The sequence below is a fragment of the Endozoicomonas montiporae CL-33 genome (genome assembly GCF_001583435.1).
GTDB classification, from domain to species: domain Bacteria; phylum Pseudomonadota; class Gammaproteobacteria; order Pseudomonadales; family Endozoicomonadaceae; genus Endozoicomonas_A; species Endozoicomonas_A montiporae.
The window spans coordinates 5044612-5067476 of the sequence record NZ_CP013251.1 but is presented as its reverse complement, the minus strand read 5'-3'; the positions used below and the strand labels follow the sequence as shown (position 1 = coordinate 5067476).

The window sequence follows — 22865 nt, the reverse complement described above, 5'->3', positions numbered from 1 at the left end:
TCCGTTATTGAACAGCAGTCATCAATACTAAGACGGTGTCGTTAATGTTGTCTAATCCGGCGTTGGATAATTGTCGGGTAGTACACGAATTCCGCTGGTTAATTTCAGATTTGGGAATGGCAGGTTCTCAAACGAGGCTTCAATGAAGAAAGCCGTCCAGCCGTTGCCCGGAGTATCAGGGCGGAAATGGTAAACCCACGGTGATTGACTGATCGGGGTTAAGGGCTGGCAGTGAAAACCCAGCCCTCTATCTCTTAGTTCATCCCTGCGAAAGTCTCGTGCTTTCGGGTTATGACATAGCCAGACACAAGCCTTTTCGGGCTCTTCGCTGACTCTGAGTTCAATGCCGCCATCGTCCAGTGGCTGCCAAGACATAACCGGTGCAGTATCAGCCAGCAGCACTCCGTAAGCCGAAGCCATGAGTTCGGTTGTATCGATATTGGCCTCACGACCTAAATAGTGGCTGCAATTGGGCAGATATCGTAGCCATTTGGGTTGAGGTAGCTGGTGATAGTAAAATCTTGCAGAGTCCGGAGGAAAGAACTCGTCACCACTGGCATTGATGACAAATTTGGGCAGTTGCAGGAATTCTTTGTAGCGGGCAGGGTCTGTCAGCTCCAGCAATTGTTGGGTGGCTTCCGAATCCAGTGCCTGCAGAATGTTATGGTCTTCATCGGTGTAATCCTGAATAGCAGGTGACCAGCCGTTGTAAACGTTGTGGTGATGACGAATGCAGGCTTCAATATTCAATACGTCAATGACGATAGGAATGACGGCAGATACTCTGAAGTCGGCACTGGCTGTCAGCCAGCTCACCCAACCCCGTTTGGAGCCTCCCGAGAGAATGAAGTCATCCACTTCTATTTTCCGGGTTGCAGTAAAGGCCTGAATGGCATCCATAGCCTTAACCACGGCTTTTACCATGGGCCATTGCAAAGGGTAAAACCGGTTCCCGGCGGGATTGTCCAGAAACTGTTTCCAGCTCCAGGCCATCAAATCATCTTCACAGCGGGGTTTACCGTCAGCAAAGGCTATGGGTTGATTGGGAATGTCTTTCAGGCTGGCTACCGGTGCTCCAGTCAGTCGGCACAAAGCTGCGCTGTCAACCTGGGAGTGGGGTGTCATTTCCATCGACAGGTCATGACGTGTACCGCCATTAATCATTAGCAGGCAGGGCTGATGATGATCGTTTTCAGGCAGGTAAAGGTGTAAACGGTGATGCCATTGCTGGTGACCGGGCTTGATCGATTGATCTTTTGGCCATGTCAGTGAGATGACTTCCAGTTGAATGGCTCTTATCTGACCTTCGAGCAGTTCTTCATCCACAACCCTCCACTGGGACTGTGGCTCAGGCAGGGTGAGAAAGTCGCTGAGTACCGTATGCATAATGGTTTCCGCTGGAAAGTCTTATAGAAATCATTTCGGCCAACCGCAGGCAAGCTTTTATGGCCAATCGTTTATGGAATATTTCCAGACAGCATAGAACTTTTTTTGGTACAGACGGGTCAAATGCCGGTAAGCAAACAACGTTTAAACGTTTATAAGTAGAGCTCGATGAACGCCGTTTTCTATCGTTTTTCTATCGTTTTTCTATCGTTGCTTTGTATTAATTTGGATTAAATAGATAAGAAAAAACTGCCTTTCTTTCAGAGTTGGGCTACATATTTATAACGTTTCAATAGCTCACGCTGTCGATAAAGCGTTATCAGGAGCGCCTCGTGCTGATAGTAACTGAAACTCCCAGACTGCTGGTTCGTACCTGGCAGGAGAGTGACCTGCAACCTTACGGTGAATTAATTGGTCACAGTAATTTACCCCAACGATTCAGTGATGAATCCCCCGCTTCAAAGCCCGAGACGGAACTGTGGCGTTACCAGCTGGAGCTTGATCGGAAAGGCTGGTCCCGCTGGGCAGTTGTTCATAAAGAAACCTACCGGTTAATTGGCTATTGTGGTTTTTCCAGTTACGGAAAAAGTGTTGAGCTAAGCTGGCGCTTTTTGCCTGATTTTCGTGGTCGGGGACTGGTGCTGGAAGCCGCCCAAGCGGTTGCACGTTTAGGCTTTGAGCGCTTTGGTTTTCAGGAAATTATTTCTTACACAGCACCCGACAACGAGTTTGCGGTGGATGTTATCCAGACGCTGGGTATGCATCTGGATGGCTTTGAAGGCTGGAGCAATATGACGGTTGCCCGGTACAGTCTGGAGTCTGCGGTTTCTGCTTCTTAATGAGCTTGTCTATTTTGAATCTGTGCAAAGCATGACCAAATGAGCCATGATGGTTTTGTACCCTGCAAACACAAAAATCATTATGAGTACATCGCCGCAAACGCCAAAAGAGAGTATCCGCTTTATTCACCTGTCTGACCCACAGCTGGTGCCAGCTGGTGAAATGAATTATGACATTAATCCTCAGTTACGAATCCGGCTGTGTATCGATGCCGTTCTCTCTGACTGCAAACACCTGTCTCTTGATTTTGCGGTCATCACGGGCGACCTGACCCATTGGGGAGAGGTCGCTGCTTACAGGGTTTTGCAAGAAGAGCTAAACCGGCTGCCTTTTCCTGTCTATCTGCTGATGGGCAATCACGACCAGAGAGAGGCATTTTTAACGGTTTTTCCTGAACACCCTGTTGATGATGAAGGCTTTATCCAATACACCCTGGATAGTCTGGCAGGCAGAATGATTTTCCTTGATACACTGGATGCTGGAAAACGAGGCGGTGTACTGTGTGAGAAAAGGTTGCAGTGGTTGGAGAATGTGTTGGCTTCTTCCGAAGGAAAGCCTGTTTACCTGTTTATGCATCATCCTCCATTCACTGTCGGGCTATCGGCCATGGACGATGATAACCTGGTCAATGCCGGAGCCTTCTTTCATGTCGTGAAACCTTATTTAAATCAAATCCGGCATCTCTTTTTTGGGCACCTTCATCGAACCGTTACAGGCAGCTGGCATGGTATTAGTTATTCCTGTCCTTTGTCGCCGGTTCATCAGACGGCTTTTGAATTTGATAATAAAAAGCCTGCCTATGTTTCACCTGAACCGCCTGCTTACCATCTGGTTGAGTTAAAGCCGGAGCAGGTGGTTGTGCATTCCCGACTGTTTCTGCATAGTGAGCCCGCCATCGACAGCCGATCCTGCTATCGCTATCAGTTAAATGGTTAATTGACCTAAAGAGCGCGAAATTATGCCTTACAACGACCCATCTCTGTTACAGCAATGGGAACAGACTTTTGTGCAGTTTTTACAGGGACGGGAATCCGATGATGCTTCTCATGATATTTCACACTTTCAGAGAGTGTGGCGAACCGCCAGCAAGTTGCTGGATAACGGTGATTTGAGTGCTAACCGGCTGGTCATTCTGGCCGCCTGTTATTTCCACGATATTGTTGTGCTGCCCAAAAATCATCCACAGCGGTCAATGGCATCAACGCTGGCCGCAGAGGAAACTGAACGTTGCCTGACAGTACTGAGTTTTCCACAGGCGCTGATCAATGATGTCTGCCATGCGGTGAAAACCCACAGTTATTCTGCAGGTATAACACCGGAAACCATTGAAGCCAAAGTGGTGCAGGATGCTGACAGAATGGAAGCTCTGGGAGCCATCGGCCTTGCCCGCTGCTTTTATACTGGCGGTAAACTGAAACAGAAACTGTTTGACCCTGAAGACCCACTGGCTACCCATCGTGAGCTGGATGATCGCATTTACTCCCTTGACCACTTTGAACTGAAGCTGCTGAAAATTGCCGGCAGTATGCAAACCGCTGCTGGCAGACAAATGGCTGAGCGCAGCAGCCAGTTTCTGAAGGATTTCAGGGATCAGCTGTGTCGGGAGTTAAATGGCGAATACTGAGCTTGCTGTTGCAGGCGCACAGTGAACTTATCTGAGTGAAGTGGTCCCAAGAGATCAAACACCGCTCTATGGATGTTCTTCTTCGTAAGTTACAAGGTTTGAATTAGAAGCCCCCCGGAGCAAGCTCCGGGAATTTCTTGTGGTTTCTAATTGATTTCAAATGAGGAAAGACACTGTTCTAACTTCAAGGTCTGTCGTTTATTTCCAAGAGTTATTCTCAGACCTTTACGCCCGTTAGCGTCCAGTTTTGGTCTGACAAGAATTCCACTGGCCCGAATATGCTTTTCCATTGCATCCGGGTTATCAGGAAACACCCAGATATAATTTGCGACAGTTGGCCAGTATTTGATTGCTTTTTTATCTAAAAATGCTTCAAGCATCGGCTTGGAGACTTCTATCACCTCTTTCACATATTCCTGCGTGTACTCAGGGTTGGAAAGTGCCGCATCTATAGCCACCACCGCCAGCTGGTTAACATCATAAGGTCCACGTACATTCAGTAGTGCGTCAATGTTCTCCTTTCTGGAAATAACGTAACCCAGTCGTACAGAGGGGAGCCCCCAGGTTTTGGAGAAGGTTCGGGTGACCAGCAGGTTAGGGTATTCCTCAACCGCATCGCAAACGGTTTGCCGGGTATATTCGAAATAACATTCATCGACCAGAGTGGCTGCCTGAGGTGCCGCTTTGGCTATCTCCAGAATTGTTTCCCGGGCAACAGGGGTGCCGCAGGGGTTGTTTGGATTTGCCAGAACAATCAGTCGGGTTTTATTGGTAATGGCGTCGATAACGGCCTGTTTTGGAAACCCGTTTTCTCTGGAATAGGTGGGCTCGATAATGTTCAGGTTTTCAACTTTGGCACACTGGTGGTACATGGCAAAGGTTGGGCCCGGAATAATCGCTTCATCACCTTCCTGACAAGCAGAACGAATAATCAGGTCGATACCCTGATCAGAACCGTTGGTGATCATCACCTGTTCGGATTTTACCCCGCAGTAGTCGGCAATTTTCTGGGTAATGTTGCCGTAAGCCGGGTAAACCTGAAGCTGGTCATCATTAATAAAGTCAATCAGTGCCTGCTTAACCGCGGGGGCAACAGGTAAAACCCGTTCATTGAAATCAAGCAGCAGGTGCTGGTGGTTATCCCGACCTTCCAATGGTGGTTTATAGGCTCCCATTTGAGAAATGTGGGATTTGAAAATACTCATTCGTGACACCTGCTTATTTTATAAGTATCAGAAGCTGTCTGTTCTCAGTCAGGCTTCTCGGGCTCCGCATAGTATATGCGGAGCCGAACGGGTGATCTATCAGAGTTCAGTTCTGGTTTCGAGTTTGGGGGAGTTTTCAAAGAAACTGAATATTGTTAAATCATAATTTTTGCGGCTGACCCAGCTACTGTATGGCCCTTTCTTGAAAATAGGGAATACGGCAGCCTTGGGTGTAATTGTCCAGCTTGGGACTGTTTTGCCATCAACTTCTTTATGCCAGCTAAACCCGACCGGACTGGTGGCCACTAAAGGAATAAGATCGCCTTCTTTTATGCCATTATTCAATGCAGCGGTTCCCGCATCTTTATCCAGATAGCTAAGCTGTGCCATGGACACACTGCCTATACAAACCAGGTGACCGGTATTGGCAAAAGCGGCCATTCTTCCCAATGTGCAGTGTTCAACCAATGTCTGGTAATGGGACTCGGTGTCCTTCGAACGATCAACATATATCTTGTTAATCTTCATTCCCTCTGCAATCTGGTCAGCAGAGTGCCTTGGCAGCCGGAGCCCGAACCCTAGTACCAGTTTGTAAACAAAGTTGGAAGTGTCCACCCCATGCAGGTTGTCGATACCTGTGATGCCTTCACCCCAGGAAAAAGACCGGTGTTCATTAAGCCGGGGTTCCACATAGATTGGATAATGGAACATGACGTTATGCAGATCATCCAGGTAGTTACGGACGGTGGGCTTCATGGGGGGGTGTTTAATGTGAGTGGTTAGCGATTTGCCTTCATCTATTGAACGCAGCGTGGCATGATCGAGTGTTGCCCTGTAAATAAACCATGTATTGCTTTCTATCTGGACGAGTTCTCCTTTTCTGCCATTGCGTTTTGCCAGAAAGTACCCTTCATCAGGGCTGTACAACGGCATTGTTCCCGGCATCAGCATGTCAAAGTTATCAAGTTTGAATTCACGCTCAACCCGCTCCGTTCTGACAATTTCCGGATTCCGAGTGACCAATTGTTTGTATTTCTCGATATCTTGCTCGCTTAGTCTGCCGATATGCCCTGAGCGCACAAACTTCAGACCAAACTCTTTCCGCCATATCAGTAGCCATGAATCTCTCTCTGCACTGACCATTGATGGGCGATCGCGCAGCTGGCCCAAAATAAATACCGGAGTATTGGCCGGAATCAGTGTGCTTGAAGACTTCTGGTCAGTAGCTGTATTGGCAGTACCATTAAGGTTTTTAGTCAGTAATGTTCTGCTGGGAACGAACAACGCATCGGTATCATCCAATGTGATTCCTCTGGCTGCAGGAACATAGGCGCTCAGAAATGAACTGTTTTCGATCAGATTGAGAAAGGCTTCTTTGTGAGAGAGCAGTCCAGACAGGTCATACAGCGGATTTCTGAAAATACCACTTACAACGTCTTTGGCTGCCGTCTTTATGTCGCCAGAATTCAATATTAATTCATTGATTTTGCTCTCATCCCAAGGCGACAGCAGTGACTCAATAAGATTGTTCTTGCCTATGGTTCCCAGCTCTTGTTTCCGTTCCAGCATTAAAATATCTGCGAGCTCATTCAGGTTTTGTAACCCCGCATAAATGGTTCCCTGCTGGTCATTGGGTGAATAGGCATACAGGCTCATGGACAGCAGTGTTGCTGCCAATCCGGATAAAAGTGGTTGATATTTCATATATACCGTTTCCTCGTTGTTAAGTTCGCATAAACTCTAGTCGTAAACAGGTGTCTTTGAGACATTGGCGACATTGATTTTTTAAGAAACGCTCATTTTGTTGTACTGGCTATCTGACACGGATTCATTCAGAAAGTTCTTGATGAATTTGAGAGAGCGGGTCGCAAGGCATATCATGCAGTCACAAAAGAATTGAGGCTGTCGATGGAAAAGTTACTGAACCTGCTGGCGGATGGTCACTTCCACTCTGGAGAAGAGCTGGGAGACTCTCTCGGAGTCAGCAGAGCCGCTGTTTGGAAAAAGCTCAAGGGGCTGGAAGAACTGGGGCTGATACTGGACTCTGTACGAGGCAAGGGCTACCGCCTGGGAAGGGGAATAGAGTTGCTGGATCAGTCAAAAATTGAGTCAGGTCTGGATAAATCCCTGCTCAACAGAATAAAGCTGCATACCTGCTTCAGCACAGGCTCTACCAATGATCTTGTCAAAGAGCTGAGTGATGACGAGTCCGGCAGTATGACGTTTTGTCTGGCAGAGCATCAAACCAGTGGCAGGGGAAGAAGAGGCAGAACCTGGGTCAGCCCTTTTGGTTCAACCATATCCATGTCTGCAAACTGGAGAATCAGTGAAGGTACCGCATCTCTGGAAGGTTTGAGTCTGGCAGTTGGCTTGGCAGTTTTAAAAGCTCTGGAAGCAAACGGTGCAAGAAATATTGAGCTGAAGTGGCCCAATGATGTGCTTTGGCAGGGCAGGAAACTCAGCGGCATCCTGCTGGAAGTCCACGGTGACCCTACTGGAGAATGTGATGTCATTATTGGTATTGGCATCAATATAAAGCTCAGTGAAGATCAGAAGAAGGGTATCGGGCAACCCGCTGTCGATTTGCATGAGGTTTGTGGGAAAACGGTCAGTCGCAATGCGGTGGTATCCCAACTGATCAATACCCTGAGCCATACGCTGGATGGTTTCACTCATGGTGGCTTTGCGTTATACAGAGACCAGTGGAGTGAATACGATGCTTTCCGGGGGCAGGAAGTGAATATAGAAGCGGCTGGCCGAAAGGAAAAAGGTGTAAATGTCGGAGTGAATGAACAGGGTGGCTTGCTGATAAAAACAGAAACAGGGGTGAAAGTGTTCAACGGTGGTGAAGTTTCATTGAGGAAATCATGAGAACTCTACAGTTTGATGCAGGCAACACCCGGCTGAAGTGGTTGTTGCGGGAAAATGCTCTGGCAGTCAGCTCGGGCTTTTTCTGTAATACCGAGGACTGGGGGGCAGCCCTTCCCCGTTTTCTTGATACGGTTGGTAAGTTGGATCTGGTCAGTATCTCGATGGTGTCTTCAGATGAACGTCTGGAACAGATTAAAAAATATGTATTGGCGACTCAGGTTGTACCTTTATATATAGCAACAGCAAAAAAAGAATCGGCTGGTGTGACGCTGTCTTACGATGCGCCTGAAAAACTGGGAGTCGATCGCTGGCTGGCAATGCTGGCCGCCCATGCAACCAGTAGTCCGGACATAAAAGTCGTTGTCGATTGCGGCACCGCCATCACGGTTGATGTTCTGGATAAAAACGGGCTTCATCTTGGTGGGTATATTGTTCCGGGCATCAGCCTTATGAAGAAAACGCTGGCGTCCAACACGGCAAAGCTTCGTTATGTCGAATCAACCGATAACCACAATCTGGCTTTGGGTAAAAACACGGTTGACTGTATTCATCATGGTGCATTGATGATGTCATTGGCTCTGATCGATAGAGTTGTGACTGAGCATCCGGGTTCCCGGGTCATTCTGACCGGAGGTGATGGCGGCCAGCTTGAGTCGCTGATTAGTGTCTATAAAGAAGGAAGGGTAAGTTTCATGCCTGACCTGGTAATGGATGGTTTGGAAATTGCAGCCAGGGAATATAAAGAAGGATGCGCTGGATAATATTATTACTGCTAATAATGAATACCGGATATTTTGCCTGGGGAACTTATCAGCAGTCGCAAAGCCGTTATGTAAAGCCGACGGTGTCGGAGCCTGAGAAACAACAGGGTAAACGACTGGTTCTCTGGTCGGAAAGCGGGAAAAACCTGCCCCGATCAGAACTATTGCCTGAACCTGTTGAGCGAAATAACCGTTCAGCTTCAGAAAAGACTCTGGATGCTCAATGCCTGGTTGTTGGTCCTTTTGGTTCTGCAAGTAAGGCTGATGATATGCAACAACGGCTTTTTTCATTGGGAGTAGCCAGTAGGGAACGATCCGATAATGAAGCCAGTGAGTACGACCACTGGGTGCATATCCCTCCTCTGGCCAGCCGTGAAGCTGCAATACGGTTGCTCCGTGAACTTCAGGGGCAAAACATCGACAGTTTTGTGATTACTCAGGGTGAATTGGCAAACGGGATATCCCTGGGGCTTTTCAGTAAAGAAGTATCCGCTAATAAAGTCAGTAGTCGTTTATTACAGGCGGGCTATGAAACAAGAATCAAGCAGCTGGCACGACAACCACAAACGTATTGGCTGGAGCTGGCAGTGAAAGAGGCCGACAAGATCACAGAGGGTATGTGGGAAAGATTTGCAGATGAATACAACGGTCTGAAAGTATTAGAAAAAAACTGCAAAGGGATTGCATCCGAATCATCAATTCACTAATATACGCCTGCGCTTCGGGGACAGCCAAGCAAAGCAGGTTAATCAATCAGGCCGATTGGTTAGAGTTTCAGTTAACTCAGTGAGTTGAACGACGAAAACAACAGCTTGACTTTGAATTGTCTCTGGATACAATAGCGCAGCGTTCGGTGGGGTTCCCGAGCGGCCAAAGGGATCAGACTGTAAATCTGACGCGAAAGCTTCGCTGGTTCGAATCCAGCCCCCACCACCAAATTCTTGTTTTCGATCTTGAAATCTTAGAAGATTGAAAGCTAAGTGGGTATCACAAGATGTGAGTCTCGCTATGCGGTTTATGTTGCGGGTATAGTTCAACGGTAGAACCTCAGCCTTCCAAGCTGATGATGCGGGTTCGATTCCCGCTACCCGCTCCAGAATAAGTCTTGCCTCTATACGGTGAGAAGTTGCTCTTATAGCTCAGTTGGTAGAGCGCATCCTTGGTAAGGATGAGGTCACCGGTTCAAATCCGGTTAAGAGCTCCAGAAGCATAGGGGTAGATAGAGTGTTTTATCTGCCCCTTATTTTTTTATGCCTCACAAATCAAAAATAATAACGCTTTTCAGATAAGGTATGGTCAATTATAATTGGTCAGCCCTTGTATCTAGAAGAGTAAAGTAGGGCGCTCGTAGATACAGGCCAGTAGTTCAATTGGTAGAGCACCGGTTTCCAAAACCGGCTGTTGGGGGTTCGAGTCCCTCCTGGCCTGCCATTTCTTGATTCAAGCCTTCACTCTTTTACCATGTTTACTGTTTTTGAGTGGGGCTTTTCTAGAGAGAAAATCAAACTAATGAGTGGAAAACCAGAAGTGGCGGCTGAAGGTCGTCTTGATGGCCTTAAGTGGGGGTTGGTGTTTGCCCTGGTCGCTGTTGGCGCATATGGGAATTACTACTTCTCTGCTGAGTCTATTCTTTACCGCGTTGTAGCCTTGCTGGCTCTGGGTGCTGTTGCAGGCTATATTGGTTTGCAGACAGTAAAAGGCGGTGCCTTCTGGAACCTCGTTAAAGATGCCAAGGTTGAGATTCGCAAGGTCGTTTGGCCTACACGTCAAGAGACCGTGCAAACCACATTGATCGTTGTTGCTGTGGTTATTGTTATGGGTCTCATTTTGTGGGCGCTCGATTCTCTGCTAGGCTGGGCTATCAGCAGCTTGATTGGATAGGGAAAGAACTATGGCGAAGCGTTGGTATGTAGTGCATGCCTACTCCGGCTACGAAAAGCAGGTAATGCGTTCGCTGAAAGAGCGCGTTCAGCGATTCGGTATGGAGGATCTCTTTGGTGAGATTCTGGTGCCTACCGAAGAAGTGGTCGAGATCCGGAACGGTCAGAAACGCAAAAGTGAGCGAAAGTTCTTTCCTGGCTACGTGTTAGTTCAGATGGAAATGAACGACGATAGCTGGCATCTTATTAAAGATACGCCGCGAGTGATGGGCTTTATTGGCGGTACAGCCGATAAGCCAGCGCCGATCACCGAGAAAGAGGCGGACGCTATTCTCCAGCGTGTTCATGAAGGGGCCGAGAAGCCTCGTCCGAAGACGCTGTTTGAACCAGGTGAGATGGTTCGCGTTATTGATGGTCCTTTTGCGGACTTCAATGGTGTGGTTGAAGAAGTGAACTACGAAAAGAGTCGCCTGCATGTGGCGGTTATGATTTTCGGTCGCTCCACACCAGTAGAGCTGGAATTCTCCCAGGTCGAGAAAGTCTGAGAGTCGGACTTTTTATTTTGAAACCCTGCACTGATTGGCTGAATGCTGAGCACTGCAGGGTTTTTATCTAAGGGCATGATTTGGGGTGTAAACTCTCTGGAATGCCTGATAAACGGGTAGCTGAACTGATTGGTATGATGCCTTCAGGGAGGCGTTGACCCAATGTAGAGGTTGCAATGGCTAAGAAAGTCGAAGCTTACATTAAGCTGCAGGTTCCTGCAGGTAAAGCTAATCCTTCCCCACCCGTAGGTCCAGCTCTGGGTCAGCACGGCGTGAACATCATGGAGTTCTGTAAGGCGTTTAACGCTAAGACGCAGGAACTCGACGCTGGTATGCCTGTGCCAGTTGTGATCACTGTATACGGTGACCGCAGCTTCACATTCGAAACCAAAACTCCGCCAGCCTCCGTACTGCTGAAGAAAGTACTGAAGCTGAAGAAAGGTTCTGGCCGTCCTAACACTGAAAAAGTGGGTACTGCTACTCGTGAGCAGCTGCTGGAAGTTGCCAAGATCAAAGAACCTGATCTGACTGCTGCTGACGAAGATGCGGCTATCCGCACTATCGCCGGTTCCGCTCGTTCCATGGGTCTGAATGTGGAAGGTGTAGAATAATGGCGAAGATGTCCAAGCGCGCAAAAATGATTGCTGAGAAGGTTGAAGCTACCAAGGCTTACTCCTTCGAAGAAGCTGCGAACCTTCTGAAAGAAGTATCCAGCGTAAAATTCAAAGAATCTGTTGAAGTAGCTGTGAATCTGGGTGTGGATCCTCGTAAATCCGACCAGGTTGTACGTGGCTCTTCTGTACTGCCAAACGGTACCGGTAAAGACGTTCGTGTCGCTGTGTTCACACAGGGCGCTAACGCTGAAGCTGCTAAAGCTGCTGGTGCTGACATTGTTGGCATGGACGATCTGGCTGCACAGGTTAAAGCTGGCGAACTGAACTTCGACGTTGTTATTGCTTCCCCGGACGCAATGCGTGTTGTTGGTCAGCTGGGTCAGATCCTGGGCCCACGCGGCCTGATGCCTAACCCTAAAGTAGGTACTGTAACGCCTAACGTTGCTGACGCGGTTAAGAACGCTAAAGCAGGTCAGGTTCGTTTCCGTACAGACAAGAACGGTATCGTTCACGCTGGTATCGGCAAGATCGATTTTGAAGCTGCTTCCCTGAAGCAGAATGTTGAAGCGCTGATGGCTGAGCTGAAGAAGCTGAAGCCTGCTACCAGCAAAGGCGTTTACATGAAGAAGGTTACCCTGTCCTCTACTATGGGCCCGGGTCTGACCATCGACATGGCGTCTCTCGACATCTAATTAAAGGCTTTTGTCTTTCAGACAAATGACCTGAGTTGCAGGTTGTCAGAGGAACTGATGACCTGCAATGCAAAAGACTTTGGGGTCTCCGGTTTCGGAGGTCGTCAAAGATCGCAGGTGCAAAGATCTGTTCCTGCCTGAGTCCGACAGGATTTCAAGCAGGGTTCGTCTAAGGGATGGACAAAAAGATCGGAGCTTAATGTCCTGCGTAGACGGTGAACACGAATTTGGAACATTTTTCCTTATTTAGTGACCCATCACCGTATTGAAAGTCTCTGATACATGATTGTTGTGTATCAGGGTTAACTTCGGATATTTGGAGTAAAGCCCATGGCGTTAGGACTCGAAGACAAGAAGGCGATTGTCGCCGAAGTCAGCGAGGCTGCACAAAGCGCTCTGTCGGCTGTTATTGCGGATTACCGTGGTCTGACTGTTGGTCAAATGACCGAACTGCGTAAGCAAGCCCGTGACGGTGGCGTATACCTGAAGGTTGTACGTAACACTCTGGCTCGTCGCGCAGTTGAAGGCACTGAATTTGAGTGTCTGCAGGACGTCCTGGTAGGTCCAACTGTTCTGGCCTTCTCTCAGGAAGATCCGGGCGCCGCTGCGCGTCTGATGAAGGACTTCGCTAAAGAGAACAAGGAACTGGAAGTTAAGGCACTGTCCATCGCTGGACAGGTTCTGGGTGCAGAGCAGATTGATGTTCTGGCTAAGATGCCTACTCTGGACCAGGCTCGCGCAATGCTGATGAGCGTAATGATTGCACCTGTAACCAAGCTGGCAAGAACTCTGAACGAGTTCCCGGCAAGCATTACACGTGTAGTGGCAGCTGTTGCCGACGAGAAGAAGAAAGCCGCTTAATAGTCTTTTTAAAGATTTTTAGCTTTCTCTCTTTTTTAAATGAATTTCGGGGTTTATGCCCCAACCAAAATTTTTGGAGATATAGACATGGCACTGTCTAAAGAAGATATCCTGAATGCAATCGCTGAAATGTCCGTAATGGACGTTGTTGAACTGGTTGAAGCAATGGAAGAGAAGTTCGGCGTTTCCGCTGCTGCTGCTGTTGCTGCTGCTCCAGCTGCTGCTGCTGAAGGTGGCGCTGCTGCTGCTGAACAGACTGAGTTCGACGTAATCCTGACTGGTGCTGGCGACAAGAAAGTCAACGTAATCAAGGTTGTACGTGCTGCTACCGGCCTGGGTCTGAAAGAAGCTAAGGGCATCGTTGACGGCGCTCCAGCTCCTCTGAAAGAAGGCGTGAGCAAGGACGAAGCTGAAGAGCTGAAGAAGCAACTGGAAGAAGCTGGCGCTTCCGTAGAAGTTAAGTAATTCTACGTAAAGTTGCATAATCCGGGGTCTATTGCATAATAGTCTCAGGTGGGCTGGTGCCTGAATGGCACCGGCCTTTTTCCCGTTGTATGAGCTGTATCGTTTTGCTGCTTAAGCAATGATGAGCTCAGGCAGCCATAAATGAAAATATTTCGTCATCCTTTTTGTGCAGGTTTGTATAAATGTTGCGCAAGTGCAGGTGGGGAAATTTTTTTTTATGGCAGTAACTACATCTCATTACAAAATAAAGTGATCGAAATGTAGGTGTAAACCCTGAAAATGATATGGAAGCCATGTACACTGGTAGGTTCCGGAGTTGTTCTGGGCGGACAGGTGTATGGTTTGGATCACTTCAGGGGGATGTTGGTCATAATTGACTGACATTGGTTGCACGAGTGGCGGAAGGTTCATTTAGCCAGACGCTAAAGCTCATGCAACGGTTTAACGGTTGTTAATCACCGTATTCATTGGGTGTCAAAAGGGGGCCACCCGCCCTCATCAAAACCTAGATGGCCAGACCAGAAGGTCTGAAGCCAGGACCAGGTGACCAAGCTGGGGAACGCTGATGGCATACTCGTATACAGAGAAAAAACGCATCCGCAAAGACTTCGGCAAACTGCCGCATGTCATGAATGTGCCGTATCTTCTGGCGATTCAGCTTGATTCTTATCACAAGCTGCTGCAAACCGGAAAAGAGCCGGCCGCGCGTGAAGACATTGGTCTGCACGCTGCCTTTAAGTCCGTATTTCCAATTGTTAGTTACTCTGGCAATGCGGCGCTGGAATATGTGAGCTACAGGCTCGGTACTCCGGCTTTTGATGTCAAGGAATGTCAACTTCGTGGTGTCACTTACGCAGTTCCTCTGCGTGTAAAAGTGCGCCTGATTATCTATGACAAAGACTCTGCCAACAAGGCAATCAAAGACATCAAGGAACAAGAAGTCTACATGGGCGAAATTCCGCTCATGACTGAAAACGGTACCTTTGTTATCAATGGTACTGAACGAGTAATCGTATCTCAGCTGCACCGTTCTCCGGGTGTGTTCTTCGACCACGACCGTGGAAAGACTCACTCCTCCGGTAAGTTGTTGTACTCCGCTCGCGTTATTCCTTACCGTGGTTCCTGGTTGGACTTCGAGTTTGATCCTAAGGATCTGCTGTACGTTCGAATCGACCGCCGTCGTAAGCTGCCTGCCACAATCCTGCTGCGTGCCCTGGGTATGGGCAACGAAGAGATGCTGGATTACTTCTTCGATACAGTACCTTTCCAGATCGGTTCTGAAAGTGTAAGCACTGAACTGATTGCTGACCGCCTGCGTGGCGAAGCTGCAAGCTTCGACATCAAGGACGGCGATGGTAATGTCATCGTAGAAATGGGTCGTCGTGTTACTGCACGTCACATCCGTCAGCTGCAAAAAGCAAACATCCAGCGTATCGAAGCTCCGGTAGACTATGTCTACGGTAAAGTCCTGGCTAAGACCGTTGTGCACCAGGCGACCGGTGAAATCGTTGTTGATTGCAACACCGAAATCACTACGGAAGTTTACGAAAAACTGCTGGCTGCTGGCGTCAAGAATATTGAAACCCTTTACACCAATGAGTTGGATTGTGGTTCCTATATCTCTGACACACTGCGTGCTGACACCACTACGAACCGTCTGGAAGCTCTGGTAGAAATCTACCGCATGATGCGCCCGGGTGAGCCACCGACTCAGGAAGCTGCTGAAGCCCTGTTCGGTAACCTGTTCTTCTCTGCCGAGCGCTATGATCTGTCTGGCGTTGGTCGAATGAAGTTCAACCGTCGTCTGGGTCGTGAATCCGATACGGGTCCGGGTGTACTGGATAACGGCGATATCGTTGATACCCTGAAGACTCTGGTAGACATCCGTAACGGTAAAGGCGTTTGTGACGACATCGACCACCTGGGTAACCGTCGCGTACGTTCCGTAGGTGAAATGGCCGAAAACCAGTTCCGTGTTGGTCTGGTACGTGTTGAACGTGCAGTTAAAGAGCGTCTGAGTCTGGCAGAATCTGAAGGCCTGATGCCTCAGGATCTGATCAATGCCAAGCCGGTTGCTGCTGCCATCAAAGAATTCTTTGGTTCTTCCCAGCTGTCCCAGTTCATGGACCAGAACAACCCGCTGTCTGAGGTAACTCACAAGCGTCGTGTATCTGCATTGGGCCCTGGTGGTCTGACCCGTGAACGTGCTGGCTTCGAGGTTCGAGACGTACACGCGACCCATTATGGTCGAGTTTGTCCGATCGAGACCCCTGAAGGTCCAAACATCGGTCTGATCAACTCTCTGGCAACCTACGCTCGTGCCAACGACTACGGCTTCCTGGAATCTCCATACCGCAAGGTTGTGGACGGTCAGGTAACCGATCAGGTTGATTACCTGTCTGCGATTGAAGAAGGCGAGTTCGTTATCGCTCAGGCTTCTGCTGGTCTGGACGAAGAAAACCGTCTGACCGAAGAACTGGTTAACGTACGTCACCGCGGTGAAACTCACCTGATGGGTCCGGAAAAAGTTCAGTACATGGACGTTTCCACTAAACAGGTTGTATCTGTAGCGGCATCCCTGATTCCATTCCTTGAGCACGACGATGCTAACCGAGCCCTGATGGGATCGAACATGCAACGTCAGGCGGTACCCACCCTGCGTGCTGACAAGCCGCTGGTCGGTACTGGTATGGAGCGCAACGTAGCGTCCGACTCTGGCGTTTGTGTGGTTGCCCGTCGTGGTGGTTATGTTGATACCGTTGACGCGGCTCGAATCGTTATCCGTGTAAACGATGACGAAGTGCAGCCAGGTGAAGCGGGTGTAGATATCTACAACCTGACCAAGTACACACGTTCTAACCAGAACACCTGCATCAACCAGCGTGCGCTGGTGAAGAATGGCGAGCGTATCGCTGCAGGCGACATCCTGGCTGACGGTCCTTCCGTTGACATGGGTGAGCTGGCTCTGGGTCAGAACATGCGCGTGGCATTCATGCCATGGAACGGTTACAACTTCGAGGACTCCATCCTCATCTCTGAGCGTGTGGTTCAGGAAGACCGTTTCACTACGATCCACATTCAGGAACTGACCTGTGTGGCACGTGATACCAAATTGGGGCCAGAAGAGATTACTTCTGATATTCCAAACGTGGGTGAGTCCGCTCTGAACAAGCTGGACGAAGCCGGTATCGTGTACGTAGGTGCTGAAGTTGGCGCAGGCGACATTCTGGTAGGTAAGGTTACGCCTAAGGGTGAAACCCAGCTGACTCCGGAAGAAAAACTGCTGCGTGCGATCTTTGGTGAGAAAGCCTCCGACGTTAAAGACACCTCTCTGCGTGTACCGACCTCTGTTAAAGGTACCGTTATTGATGTGCAGGTATTCACCCGTGACGGCGTTGAAAAAGACAGCCGCGCCCAGGCCATCGAAAAGGCGGCTCTGGACGAATACCGTAAAGACCTGAACGAAGAGTTCCGTGTGGTTGAAGAAGATACCTTCGACCGTCTGCGTGAAGCTCTGCGTGGTCAGTCAGTAGATCGTGGTCCGGCTCTGGCGAAGGGCGACACCATCTCTGACGAATATCTGGACGGACTGGAACACGAGCAGTGGTTCAAACTGTCCATGTCTGACGAAACCCTGAACGAACAGCTGGATCTGGCCAGAGAACAGCTGAAAGAGCGTCGTGCCCAGCTCGACGAGCGTTTCGAAGACAAGAAGAAAAAGCTGCAAACCGGCGACGACATGGCACCTGGCGTGCTGAAGATCGTCAAGGTTTACCTGGCTATCAAGCGTCGTATCCAGCCTGGTGACAAGATGGCGGGTCGTCACGGTAACAAGGGTGTTATCTCCATCATCATGCCTGTGGAAGACATGCCACACGATGCGGAAGGTAATCCGGTTGATATCGTACTGAACCCTCTGGGTGTACCGTCCCGTATGAACGTTGGACAGGTACTGGAAACTCACTTGGGTGCAGCAGCGCGCGGTCTGGGTCACAAGATCAATCGTATGATCGAGTCCCAGAAGAAAGTGGCTGAAATCCGTGACTTCCTGGATCAGGTTTACAATGGCGTAGGCGGCAGCCGTCGTCAGGAAGATCTGGATTCCTTCTCTGATGAAGAGATCATGGATCTGGCGAAGAACCTGCGTGGCGGTGTTCCAATGGCGACTTCCGTATTCGACGGCGCCAAGGAATCCGAAGTTAAGGAACTGCTGCGTCTGGCTGACATGAGCGACACCGGTCAGGTGACTCTGTTTGACGGTCGTACCGGCGACTCCTTTGACCGTCCGGTAACCGTTGGTTACATGTACATGCTGAAGCTCAACCACTTGGTTGATGACAAGATGCACGCACGTTCTACCGGTTCTTACTCTCTGGTTACTCAGCAGCCGCTGGGTGGTAAGGCCCAATTCGGTGGTCAGCGATTCGGTGAGATGGAGGTATGGGCACTTGAAGCATACGGTGCCGCCTACACCCTGCAGGAAATGCTGACTGTTAAGTCCGATGACGTGGCTGGTCGTACCAAGATGTATAAGAACATCGTCGATGGGGACCACCGTATGGAACCTGGAATGCCAGAATCCTTCAACGTACTGTTGAAAGAGATTCGCTCTCTGGGTATCGACATCGAGCTGGACACCGAATAACAAAACGTGAGGTAAGGCAGCCGTAACGGGCTGCCTTGCTGCGCGAGGAGATGCGATCTTGAAAGACTTGCTGAATCTACTCAAGACCCAGGGCCAAACTGACGAGTTTGACTCTATTCGTATCGGTCTGGCTTCCCCAGAGATGGTACGTTCCTGGTCTTACGGCGAAGTTAAAAAGCCGGAAACCATTAATTACCGTACGTTCAAACCTGAACGTGACGGCCTGTTCTGTGCCAAAATTTTTGGCCCAGTGAAAGATTACGAGTGCCTGTGCGGTAAGTACAAGCGCCTGAAGCACCGTGGTGTTATCTGTGAAAAGTGTGGCGTAGAAGTTGCACTGGCTAAAGTGCGTCGTGACCGTATGGGTCACATCGAACTGGCCAGCCCGGTGGCTCACATCTGGTTCCTGAAGTCCCTTCCATCCCGTATCGGTTTGCTGCTGGACATGACCCTGCGCGATATCGAACGTGTACTCTACTTTGAGTCCTACGTGGTGGTTGATCCGGGTATGACAACACTGGAAAAGAACCAGCTGCTGTCTGACGAACAATATTATGAAGCCCTCGAAGAGTTCGGCGACGACTTTGACGCCCGCATGGGTGCGGAAGCGATCAAGGCTCTGCTGAACGATATCGATCTGGGTGAAGAAGTGGAAATGCTGCGTGAAGAAATTCCGCAGACCAACTCTGAAACCAAACTGAAGAAGCTGTCCAAGCGTCTGAAGCTGGTTGAAGCGTTCCACAAATCCGGTAACAACCCGGAATGGATGATTCTGACCGTTCTGCCGGTTCTGCCGCCAGATCTGCGTCCTCTGGTACCTCTGGATGGCGGTCGTTTTGCGACGTCTGACCTGAACGACCTGTACCGTCGAGTGATCAACCGTAACAACCGTCTGAAGCGTCTGCTCGACCTGAACGCGCCTGACATCATTGTCCGCAACGAAAAGCGTATGCTGCAGGAATCTGTAGACGCGCTGCTGGACAACGGTCGTCGTGGTCGTGCCATCACCGGTTCTAACAAGCGTCCTCTGAAATCCCTGGCTGACATGATCAAGGGTAAGCAGGGTCGTTTCCGTCAGAACCTGCTGGGTAAGCGAGTTGACTACTCCGGTCGTTCCGTAATTACCGTAGGTCCTACCCTGCGTCTGCACCAGTGTGGTCTTCCCAAGAAGATGGCTCTGGAACTGTTCAAGCCGTTCATCTTCGGTAAGCTGGAAGCCAAAGGTCTGGCGACCACCATTAAAGCTGCCAAGAAGATGGTAGAACGCGAAACACCGGAAGTATGGGACGTACTGGCTGATGTCATCCGTGAACATCCGGTAATGCTGAACCGTGCACCAACCCTGCACCGTCTCGGTATTCAGGCGTTCGAACCGGTTCTGATCGAAGGTAAAGCGATTCAACTGCACCCGCTGGTGTGTGCGGCGTACAACGCTGACTTCGACGGTGACCAGATGGCGGTACACGTACCTCTGACTCTGGAAGCCCAGCTGGAAGCCCGTGCCCTGATGATGTCCACCAACAACATCCTGGCTCCTGCAAACGGCGAACCAATTATCGTACCTTCCCAGGACGTTGTACTGGGTCTGTACTACATCACCCGTGAGCGTATCAACGCCAAGGGTGAAGGCATGGCATTCGTGGACATCCGCGAAGTAATGCGCGCTTACCGTACTGGCGCTGTTGAGCTGCACGCTCGCGTTAAAGTACGTGTCAGCGAAAAATACAAAGACGACGATGGTGTAGAACACGATCGTACCTTCCTGGCTGACACCACTGTGGGTCGTATGATTCTTTGGGAAATCGTTCCTGAAGGTCTGCCATTCTCACTGGTAAACCAGACCATGAAGAAGAAGGCTATTTCCGGCCTGCTGAATGCGAGCTATCGTCGTGTTGGTCTGAAAGAAACCGTTATCTTTGCTGACCAGATGCTGTACCTCGGCTTCAACTACGCGACTCTGTCTGGCGCGTCTATCGGTGTGAACGACTTTGTTATCCCGGATAACAAGAAGGACATTATCCGTGACGCTAACGAAGAAGTGCGCGAGATCGAAAACCAGTTTGCTTCCGGTCTGGTAACTGCAGGCGAGAAGTACAACAAGGTTATCGATATCTGGTCCCGTGCCAACGAAATGCTGGCCAAGTCCATGATGGACAACCTGAAGTCCGACACCGTTCTGAACAAGCAGGGCGAAGAGGAAGAGCAGGAATCCTTCAACAGCGTTTACATGATGGCCGACTCCGGTGCTCGTGGTAGTGCCGCACAGATTCGTCAGCTGGCGGGTATGCGTGGTCTGATGGCCAAGCCAGACGGCTCCATCATAGAAACGCCAATTACCGCGAACTTCCGTGAAGGTCTGAACGTACTGCAGTACTTCATCTCTACTCACGGTGCTCGTAAAGGTCTGGCGGATACCGCTCTGAAGACCGCGAACTCCGGTTACCTGACCCGTCGTCTGGTAGACGTTGCGCAGGATCTGGTGGTGACCGAAGACGACTGTGGTACCACCAACGGTCTGATGATGACACCGCACATTGAAGGCGGTGACGTGGTTGAGCCTCTGGGTGAGCGTATTCTGGGTCGTGTTGTGGCTCTGGACGTATTCAAACCAGGCTCCGAAGACGAGATCGCTATTCCAGCGGGTACCCTGATCGACGAAGCATGGGTTAAACGTCTGGAAGGCATGAACGTCGATGAAATGAAAGTACGTTCTCCAATCAGCTGTGACACACGCCACGGTATCTGTGCGAAATGTTATGGTCGAGACCTGGGTCGCGGACATCTGGTTAACAAGGGTGAGGCTGTTGGTGTTATCGCTGCTCAGTCCATCGGTGAACCGGGTACACAGCTGACCATGCGTACCTTCCACATCGGTGGTGCTGCGTCTCGTAACGCTGCTCAGGACAACATTACTGTTAAGAACAAGGGTGTTGCTCGTCTGCTCAACATGAAGTCTGTTGAGCGCAAAGACGGCACCTTGGTGTCTGTCAGCCGTTCCGGTCAGCTGGCGATTGCCGACGAATTTGGTCGTGAGCGTGAGCGTTACAAGCTGCCTTACGGTGCGGTTGTTTCTGTTAAGGAAGATGATGAAGTGTCTTCCGGTCAGGTAGTTGCGAAGTGGGATCCACACACGCACCCAATCGTGACCGAACTGTCCGGTACTGTTAAGTTCCTGGGCTTCGAAGAAGGCATTACCGTTAAGACCCAGACTGATGAGCTGACTGGTCTGTCCAACATTGAAGTGATGGATCCGAAGGATCGTCCTTCTGCGGGCAAGGACATTCGTCCTGCTATTCAGCTGCTGGATGCCAACGGTAAGGAACTGAAACTGCCGAACACTGACGTGCCTGCGCAGTACTTCCTGCCAGCAAACGCTCTGGTGAACCTGGCCGACGGCGCGACTGTAGAAGTGGGTGACATCGTTGCTCGTATTCCACAGCAGTCCGGCGGTAACAAGGACATCACCGGTGGTCTGCCACGAGTGGCCGACCTGTTTGAAGCGCGTAAGCCGAAAGAACACTCTATCCTGGCTGAAATTACCGGTACCATCGGCTTCGGTAAGGAAACCAAGGGTAAGAAGCGTCTGGTCATCACTCCGAACGACGGTAGCGATCCGTACGAGGAGCTGATTCCTAAATGGCGTAACCTGAACGTGTTCGAAGGTGAGCAGGTAACCAAAGGTGAGGTAATCTCCGACGGTCCTACCAATCCGCACGACGTTCTGCGTCTGCTGGGTGTGGGTGAGCTGGCTCGCTATATCGTTAATGAAATCCAGGACGTATACCGTCTGCAGGGTGTAAAAATTAACGATAAGCACATCGAGACCATTCTGCGTCAGATGCTGCGTAAGGTAGAAATCACCGATACCGGTGACTCTACTCTGATTCGCGGTGATCAGACTGAGTACACTACCGTTCTGGAAGAGAACGATCGTCTGGGTGCGGAAGACAAGTTCCCTGCCAAGTTCGACCGTGTACTGCTGGGTATTACCAAAGCGTCTCTGGCAACAGAGTCCTTCATCTCTGCGGCTTCCTTCCAGGAAACCACACGAGTTCTAACTGAAGCTGCGGTAACCGGTAAACGTGACTACCTGCGCGGTCTGAAGGAAAACGTGGTCGTTGGTCGTCTGATTCCGGCGGGTACGGGTCTTGCTTACCACGCTGAGCGTAAGAAGGGTCGTGAAGAGCCAGAGTTCGAAGCACCGGTTAAGGTGTCTGCTTCTGATGTGGAAGCTGCTCTGTCTGAAGCGCTTAACTTCGGCGAAGTGTGATAAACATTACAAACAACAGCGCGTGCCTTCAGGCACAACGCTGAGTACTAGCAAAAAGGCTGCTCGTTCTGAGTGGCCTTTTTTGCTATTTGGGCAAGTGTAATGCTGTCGTATTGTTTGACTTCTTTTTAAGCTAATAGTGTTGATGGGCATAAAGCCCTTCAAGGCTCTAAAAACGATAATAATTTTGTAAGTGGGTATCTGGC

17 protein-coding genes and 4 tRNA genes are annotated in these 22865 nt (G+C 49.8%); 18 read left to right on the top strand and 3 right to left on the bottom strand.

The genetic code is table 11. The features are described from left to right. Positions 1-51: 51 nt before the first annotated feature. Complete coding sequence (locus EZMO1_RS23415) at positions 52-1386, bottom strand: PhoPQ-activated protein PqaA family protein (protein ID WP_034877883.1); 1335 nt, start codon at positions 1384-1386, stop codon at positions 52-54. A 332-nt stretch (positions 1387-1718) separates the two neighbouring features. Between EZMO1_RS23415 and EZMO1_RS23410 the strand changes: the two genes are divergently transcribed. The 3 genes from EZMO1_RS23410 (at position 1719) to EZMO1_RS23400 (ending at position 3850) form a co-directional block, all read left to right on the top strand. Then, positions 1719-2225: a GNAT family N-acetyltransferase gene (locus EZMO1_RS23410; protein ID WP_051790387.1), complete on the top strand. Its 507-nt coding sequence runs from the start codon at positions 1719-1721 to the stop codon at positions 2223-2225. An 82-nt stretch (positions 2226-2307) separates the two neighbouring features. Beyond that, the gene (locus EZMO1_RS23405) at positions 2308-3162 is read left to right on the top strand and encodes a phosphodiesterase (protein ID WP_160174096.1); all 855 of its coding nucleotides are present in this window, start codon (positions 2308-2310) and stop codon (positions 3160-3162) included. 22 nt (positions 3163-3184) lie between these two features. Further along, positions 3185-3850, top strand: a complete 666-nt coding sequence (locus EZMO1_RS23400) for a phosphohydrolase (protein WP_034877884.1) — start codon at positions 3185-3187, stop codon at positions 3848-3850. Between the two features lie 146 nt (positions 3851-3996). Here EZMO1_RS23400 and EZMO1_RS23395 read toward each other — a convergent pair whose 3' ends face one another. Further along, positions 3997-5055, bottom strand: a complete 1059-nt coding sequence (locus tag EZMO1_RS23395) for a pyridoxal phosphate-dependent aminotransferase (RefSeq protein ID WP_034877885.1) — start codon at positions 5053-5055, stop codon at positions 3997-3999. Positions 5056-5154: 99 nt separating this feature from the next. Beyond that, positions 5155-6759, bottom strand: a complete 1605-nt coding sequence (locus EZMO1_RS23390; protein WP_145912715.1) for an NlpC/P60 family protein — start codon at positions 6757-6759, stop codon at positions 5155-5157. 204 nt (positions 6760-6963) lie between these two features. Between EZMO1_RS23390 and birA the strand changes: the two genes are divergently transcribed. The 15 genes from birA (at position 6964) to rpoC (ending at position 22659) form a co-directional block, all read left to right on the top strand. Further along, complete coding sequence (birA, locus tag EZMO1_RS23385; protein ID WP_034877887.1) at positions 6964-7926, top strand: bifunctional biotin--[acetyl-CoA-carboxylase] ligase/biotin operon repressor BirA; 963 nt, start codon at positions 6964-6966, stop codon at positions 7924-7926. Further along, positions 7923-8687 (top strand): type III pantothenate kinase, encoded by a 765-nt coding sequence (locus EZMO1_RS23380; protein WP_051790391.1) that lies wholly within the window; start codon positions 7923-7925, stop codon positions 8685-8687. Before birA ends, EZMO1_RS23380 begins: the two co-directional genes overlap by 4 nt. 17 nt (positions 8688-8704) lie before the next feature. Further along, complete coding sequence (locus EZMO1_RS23375; protein ID WP_051790392.1) at positions 8705-9394, top strand: SPOR domain-containing protein; 690 nt, start codon at positions 8705-8707, stop codon at positions 9392-9394. A 145-nt stretch (positions 9395-9539) separates the two neighbouring features. Continuing rightward, positions 9540-9623: transfer RNA gene (locus EZMO1_RS23370), tRNA-Tyr, on the top strand. Positions 9624-9709: 86 nt separating this feature from the next. Beyond that, a tRNA-Gly gene (locus EZMO1_RS23365) sits at positions 9710-9783 on the top strand. Between the two features lie 32 nt (positions 9784-9815). After that, positions 9816-9891 (top strand) — tRNA-Thr (locus tag EZMO1_RS23360). Positions 9892-10042: 151 nt separating this feature from the next. Beyond that, a tRNA-Trp gene (locus tag EZMO1_RS23355) sits at positions 10043-10118 on the top strand. Between the two features lie 78 nt (positions 10119-10196). After that, positions 10197-10568 carry a preprotein translocase subunit SecE gene (gene secE / locus EZMO1_RS23350; protein ID WP_034877889.1) on the top strand — a complete coding sequence of 124 codons (372 nt, stop codon included), beginning with the start codon at positions 10197-10199 and terminating at the stop codon, positions 10566-10568. A 10-nt stretch (positions 10569-10578) separates the two neighbouring features. After that, positions 10579-11112 (top strand): transcription termination/antitermination protein NusG, encoded by a 534-nt coding sequence (nusG, locus tag EZMO1_RS23345; RefSeq protein ID WP_034877890.1) that lies wholly within the window; start codon positions 10579-10581, stop codon positions 11110-11112. Between the two features lie 176 nt (positions 11113-11288). Beyond that, positions 11289-11723 (top strand): 50S ribosomal protein L11, encoded by a 435-nt coding sequence (gene rplK / locus EZMO1_RS23340; RefSeq protein WP_034877891.1) that lies wholly within the window; start codon positions 11289-11291, stop codon positions 11721-11723. Beyond that, the gene (gene rplA / locus EZMO1_RS23335) at positions 11723-12418 is read left to right on the top strand and encodes a 50S ribosomal protein L1 (RefSeq protein ID WP_034877892.1); all 696 of its coding nucleotides are present in this window, start codon (positions 11723-11725) and stop codon (positions 12416-12418) included. Before rplK ends, rplA begins: the two co-directional genes overlap by 1 nt. A gap of 330 nt (positions 12419-12748) precedes the next feature. Next, positions 12749-13279, top strand: coding sequence for a 50S ribosomal protein L10 (gene rplJ / locus EZMO1_RS23330; RefSeq protein WP_034877893.1), 531 nt, complete (start codon positions 12749-12751; stop codon positions 13277-13279). 87 nt (positions 13280-13366) lie between these two features. Continuing rightward, positions 13367-13744: a 50S ribosomal protein L7/L12 gene (gene rplL, locus EZMO1_RS23325; RefSeq protein ID WP_034878681.1), complete on the top strand. Its 378-nt coding sequence runs from the start codon at positions 13367-13369 to the stop codon at positions 13742-13744. 565 nt (positions 13745-14309) lie between these two features. Beyond that, positions 14310-18389 (top strand): DNA-directed RNA polymerase subunit beta, encoded by a 4080-nt coding sequence (gene rpoB / locus EZMO1_RS23320; protein WP_034877894.1) that lies wholly within the window; start codon positions 14310-14312, stop codon positions 18387-18389. A 58-nt stretch (positions 18390-18447) separates the two neighbouring features. Continuing rightward, the gene (gene rpoC, locus EZMO1_RS23315; protein ID WP_034877895.1) at positions 18448-22659 is read left to right on the top strand and encodes a DNA-directed RNA polymerase subunit beta'; all 4212 of its coding nucleotides are present in this window, start codon (positions 18448-18450) and stop codon (positions 22657-22659) included. The last annotated feature ends 206 nt before the right edge of the window (positions 22660-22865 follow it).

What these genes read in the sequence shown, in the direction of transcription:
- EZMO1_RS23415 (WP_034877883.1), bottom strand. Translation starts at nt 1,386, where the DNA reads ATGCATACGGTACTCAGCGACTTTCTCACCCTGCCTGAGCCACAGTCC.
- EZMO1_RS23405 (WP_160174096.1), top strand. Translation starts at nt 2,308, where the DNA reads ATGAGTACATCGCCGCAAACGCCAAAAGAGAGTATCCGCTTTATTCAC.
- EZMO1_RS23400 (WP_034877884.1), top strand. Translation starts at nt 3,185, where the DNA reads ATGCCTTACAACGACCCATCTCTGTTACAGCAATGGGAACAGACTTTT.
- EZMO1_RS23395 (WP_034877885.1), bottom strand. Translation starts at nt 5,055, where the DNA reads ATGAGTATTTTCAAATCCCACATTTCTCAAATGGGAGCCTATAAACCA.
- EZMO1_RS23390 (WP_145912715.1), bottom strand. Translation starts at nt 6,759, where the DNA reads ATGAAATATCAACCACTTTTATCCGGATTGGCAGCAACACTGCTGTCC.
- birA (WP_034877887.1), top strand. Translation starts at nt 6,964, where the DNA reads ATGGAAAAGTTACTGAACCTGCTGGCGGATGGTCACTTCCACTCTGGA.
- EZMO1_RS23380 (WP_051790391.1), top strand. Translation starts at nt 7,923, where the DNA reads ATGAGAACTCTACAGTTTGATGCAGGCAACACCCGGCTGAAGTGGTTG.
- EZMO1_RS23375 (WP_051790392.1), top strand. Translation starts at nt 8,705, where the DNA reads ATGAATACCGGATATTTTGCCTGGGGAACTTATCAGCAGTCGCAAAGC.
- secE (WP_034877889.1), top strand. Translation starts at nt 10,197, where the DNA reads ATGAGTGGAAAACCAGAAGTGGCGGCTGAAGGTCGTCTTGATGGCCTT.
- nusG (WP_034877890.1), top strand. Translation starts at nt 10,579, where the DNA reads ATGGCGAAGCGTTGGTATGTAGTGCATGCCTACTCCGGCTACGAAAAG.
- rplK (WP_034877891.1), top strand. Translation starts at nt 11,289, where the DNA reads ATGGCTAAGAAAGTCGAAGCTTACATTAAGCTGCAGGTTCCTGCAGGT.
- rplA (WP_034877892.1), top strand. Translation starts at nt 11,723, where the DNA reads ATGGCGAAGATGTCCAAGCGCGCAAAAATGATTGCTGAGAAGGTTGAA.
- rplJ (WP_034877893.1), top strand. Translation starts at nt 12,749, where the DNA reads ATGGCGTTAGGACTCGAAGACAAGAAGGCGATTGTCGCCGAAGTCAGC.
- rplL (WP_034878681.1), top strand. Translation starts at nt 13,367, where the DNA reads ATGGCACTGTCTAAAGAAGATATCCTGAATGCAATCGCTGAAATGTCC.
- rpoB (WP_034877894.1), top strand. Translation starts at nt 14,310, where the DNA reads ATGGCATACTCGTATACAGAGAAAAAACGCATCCGCAAAGACTTCGGC.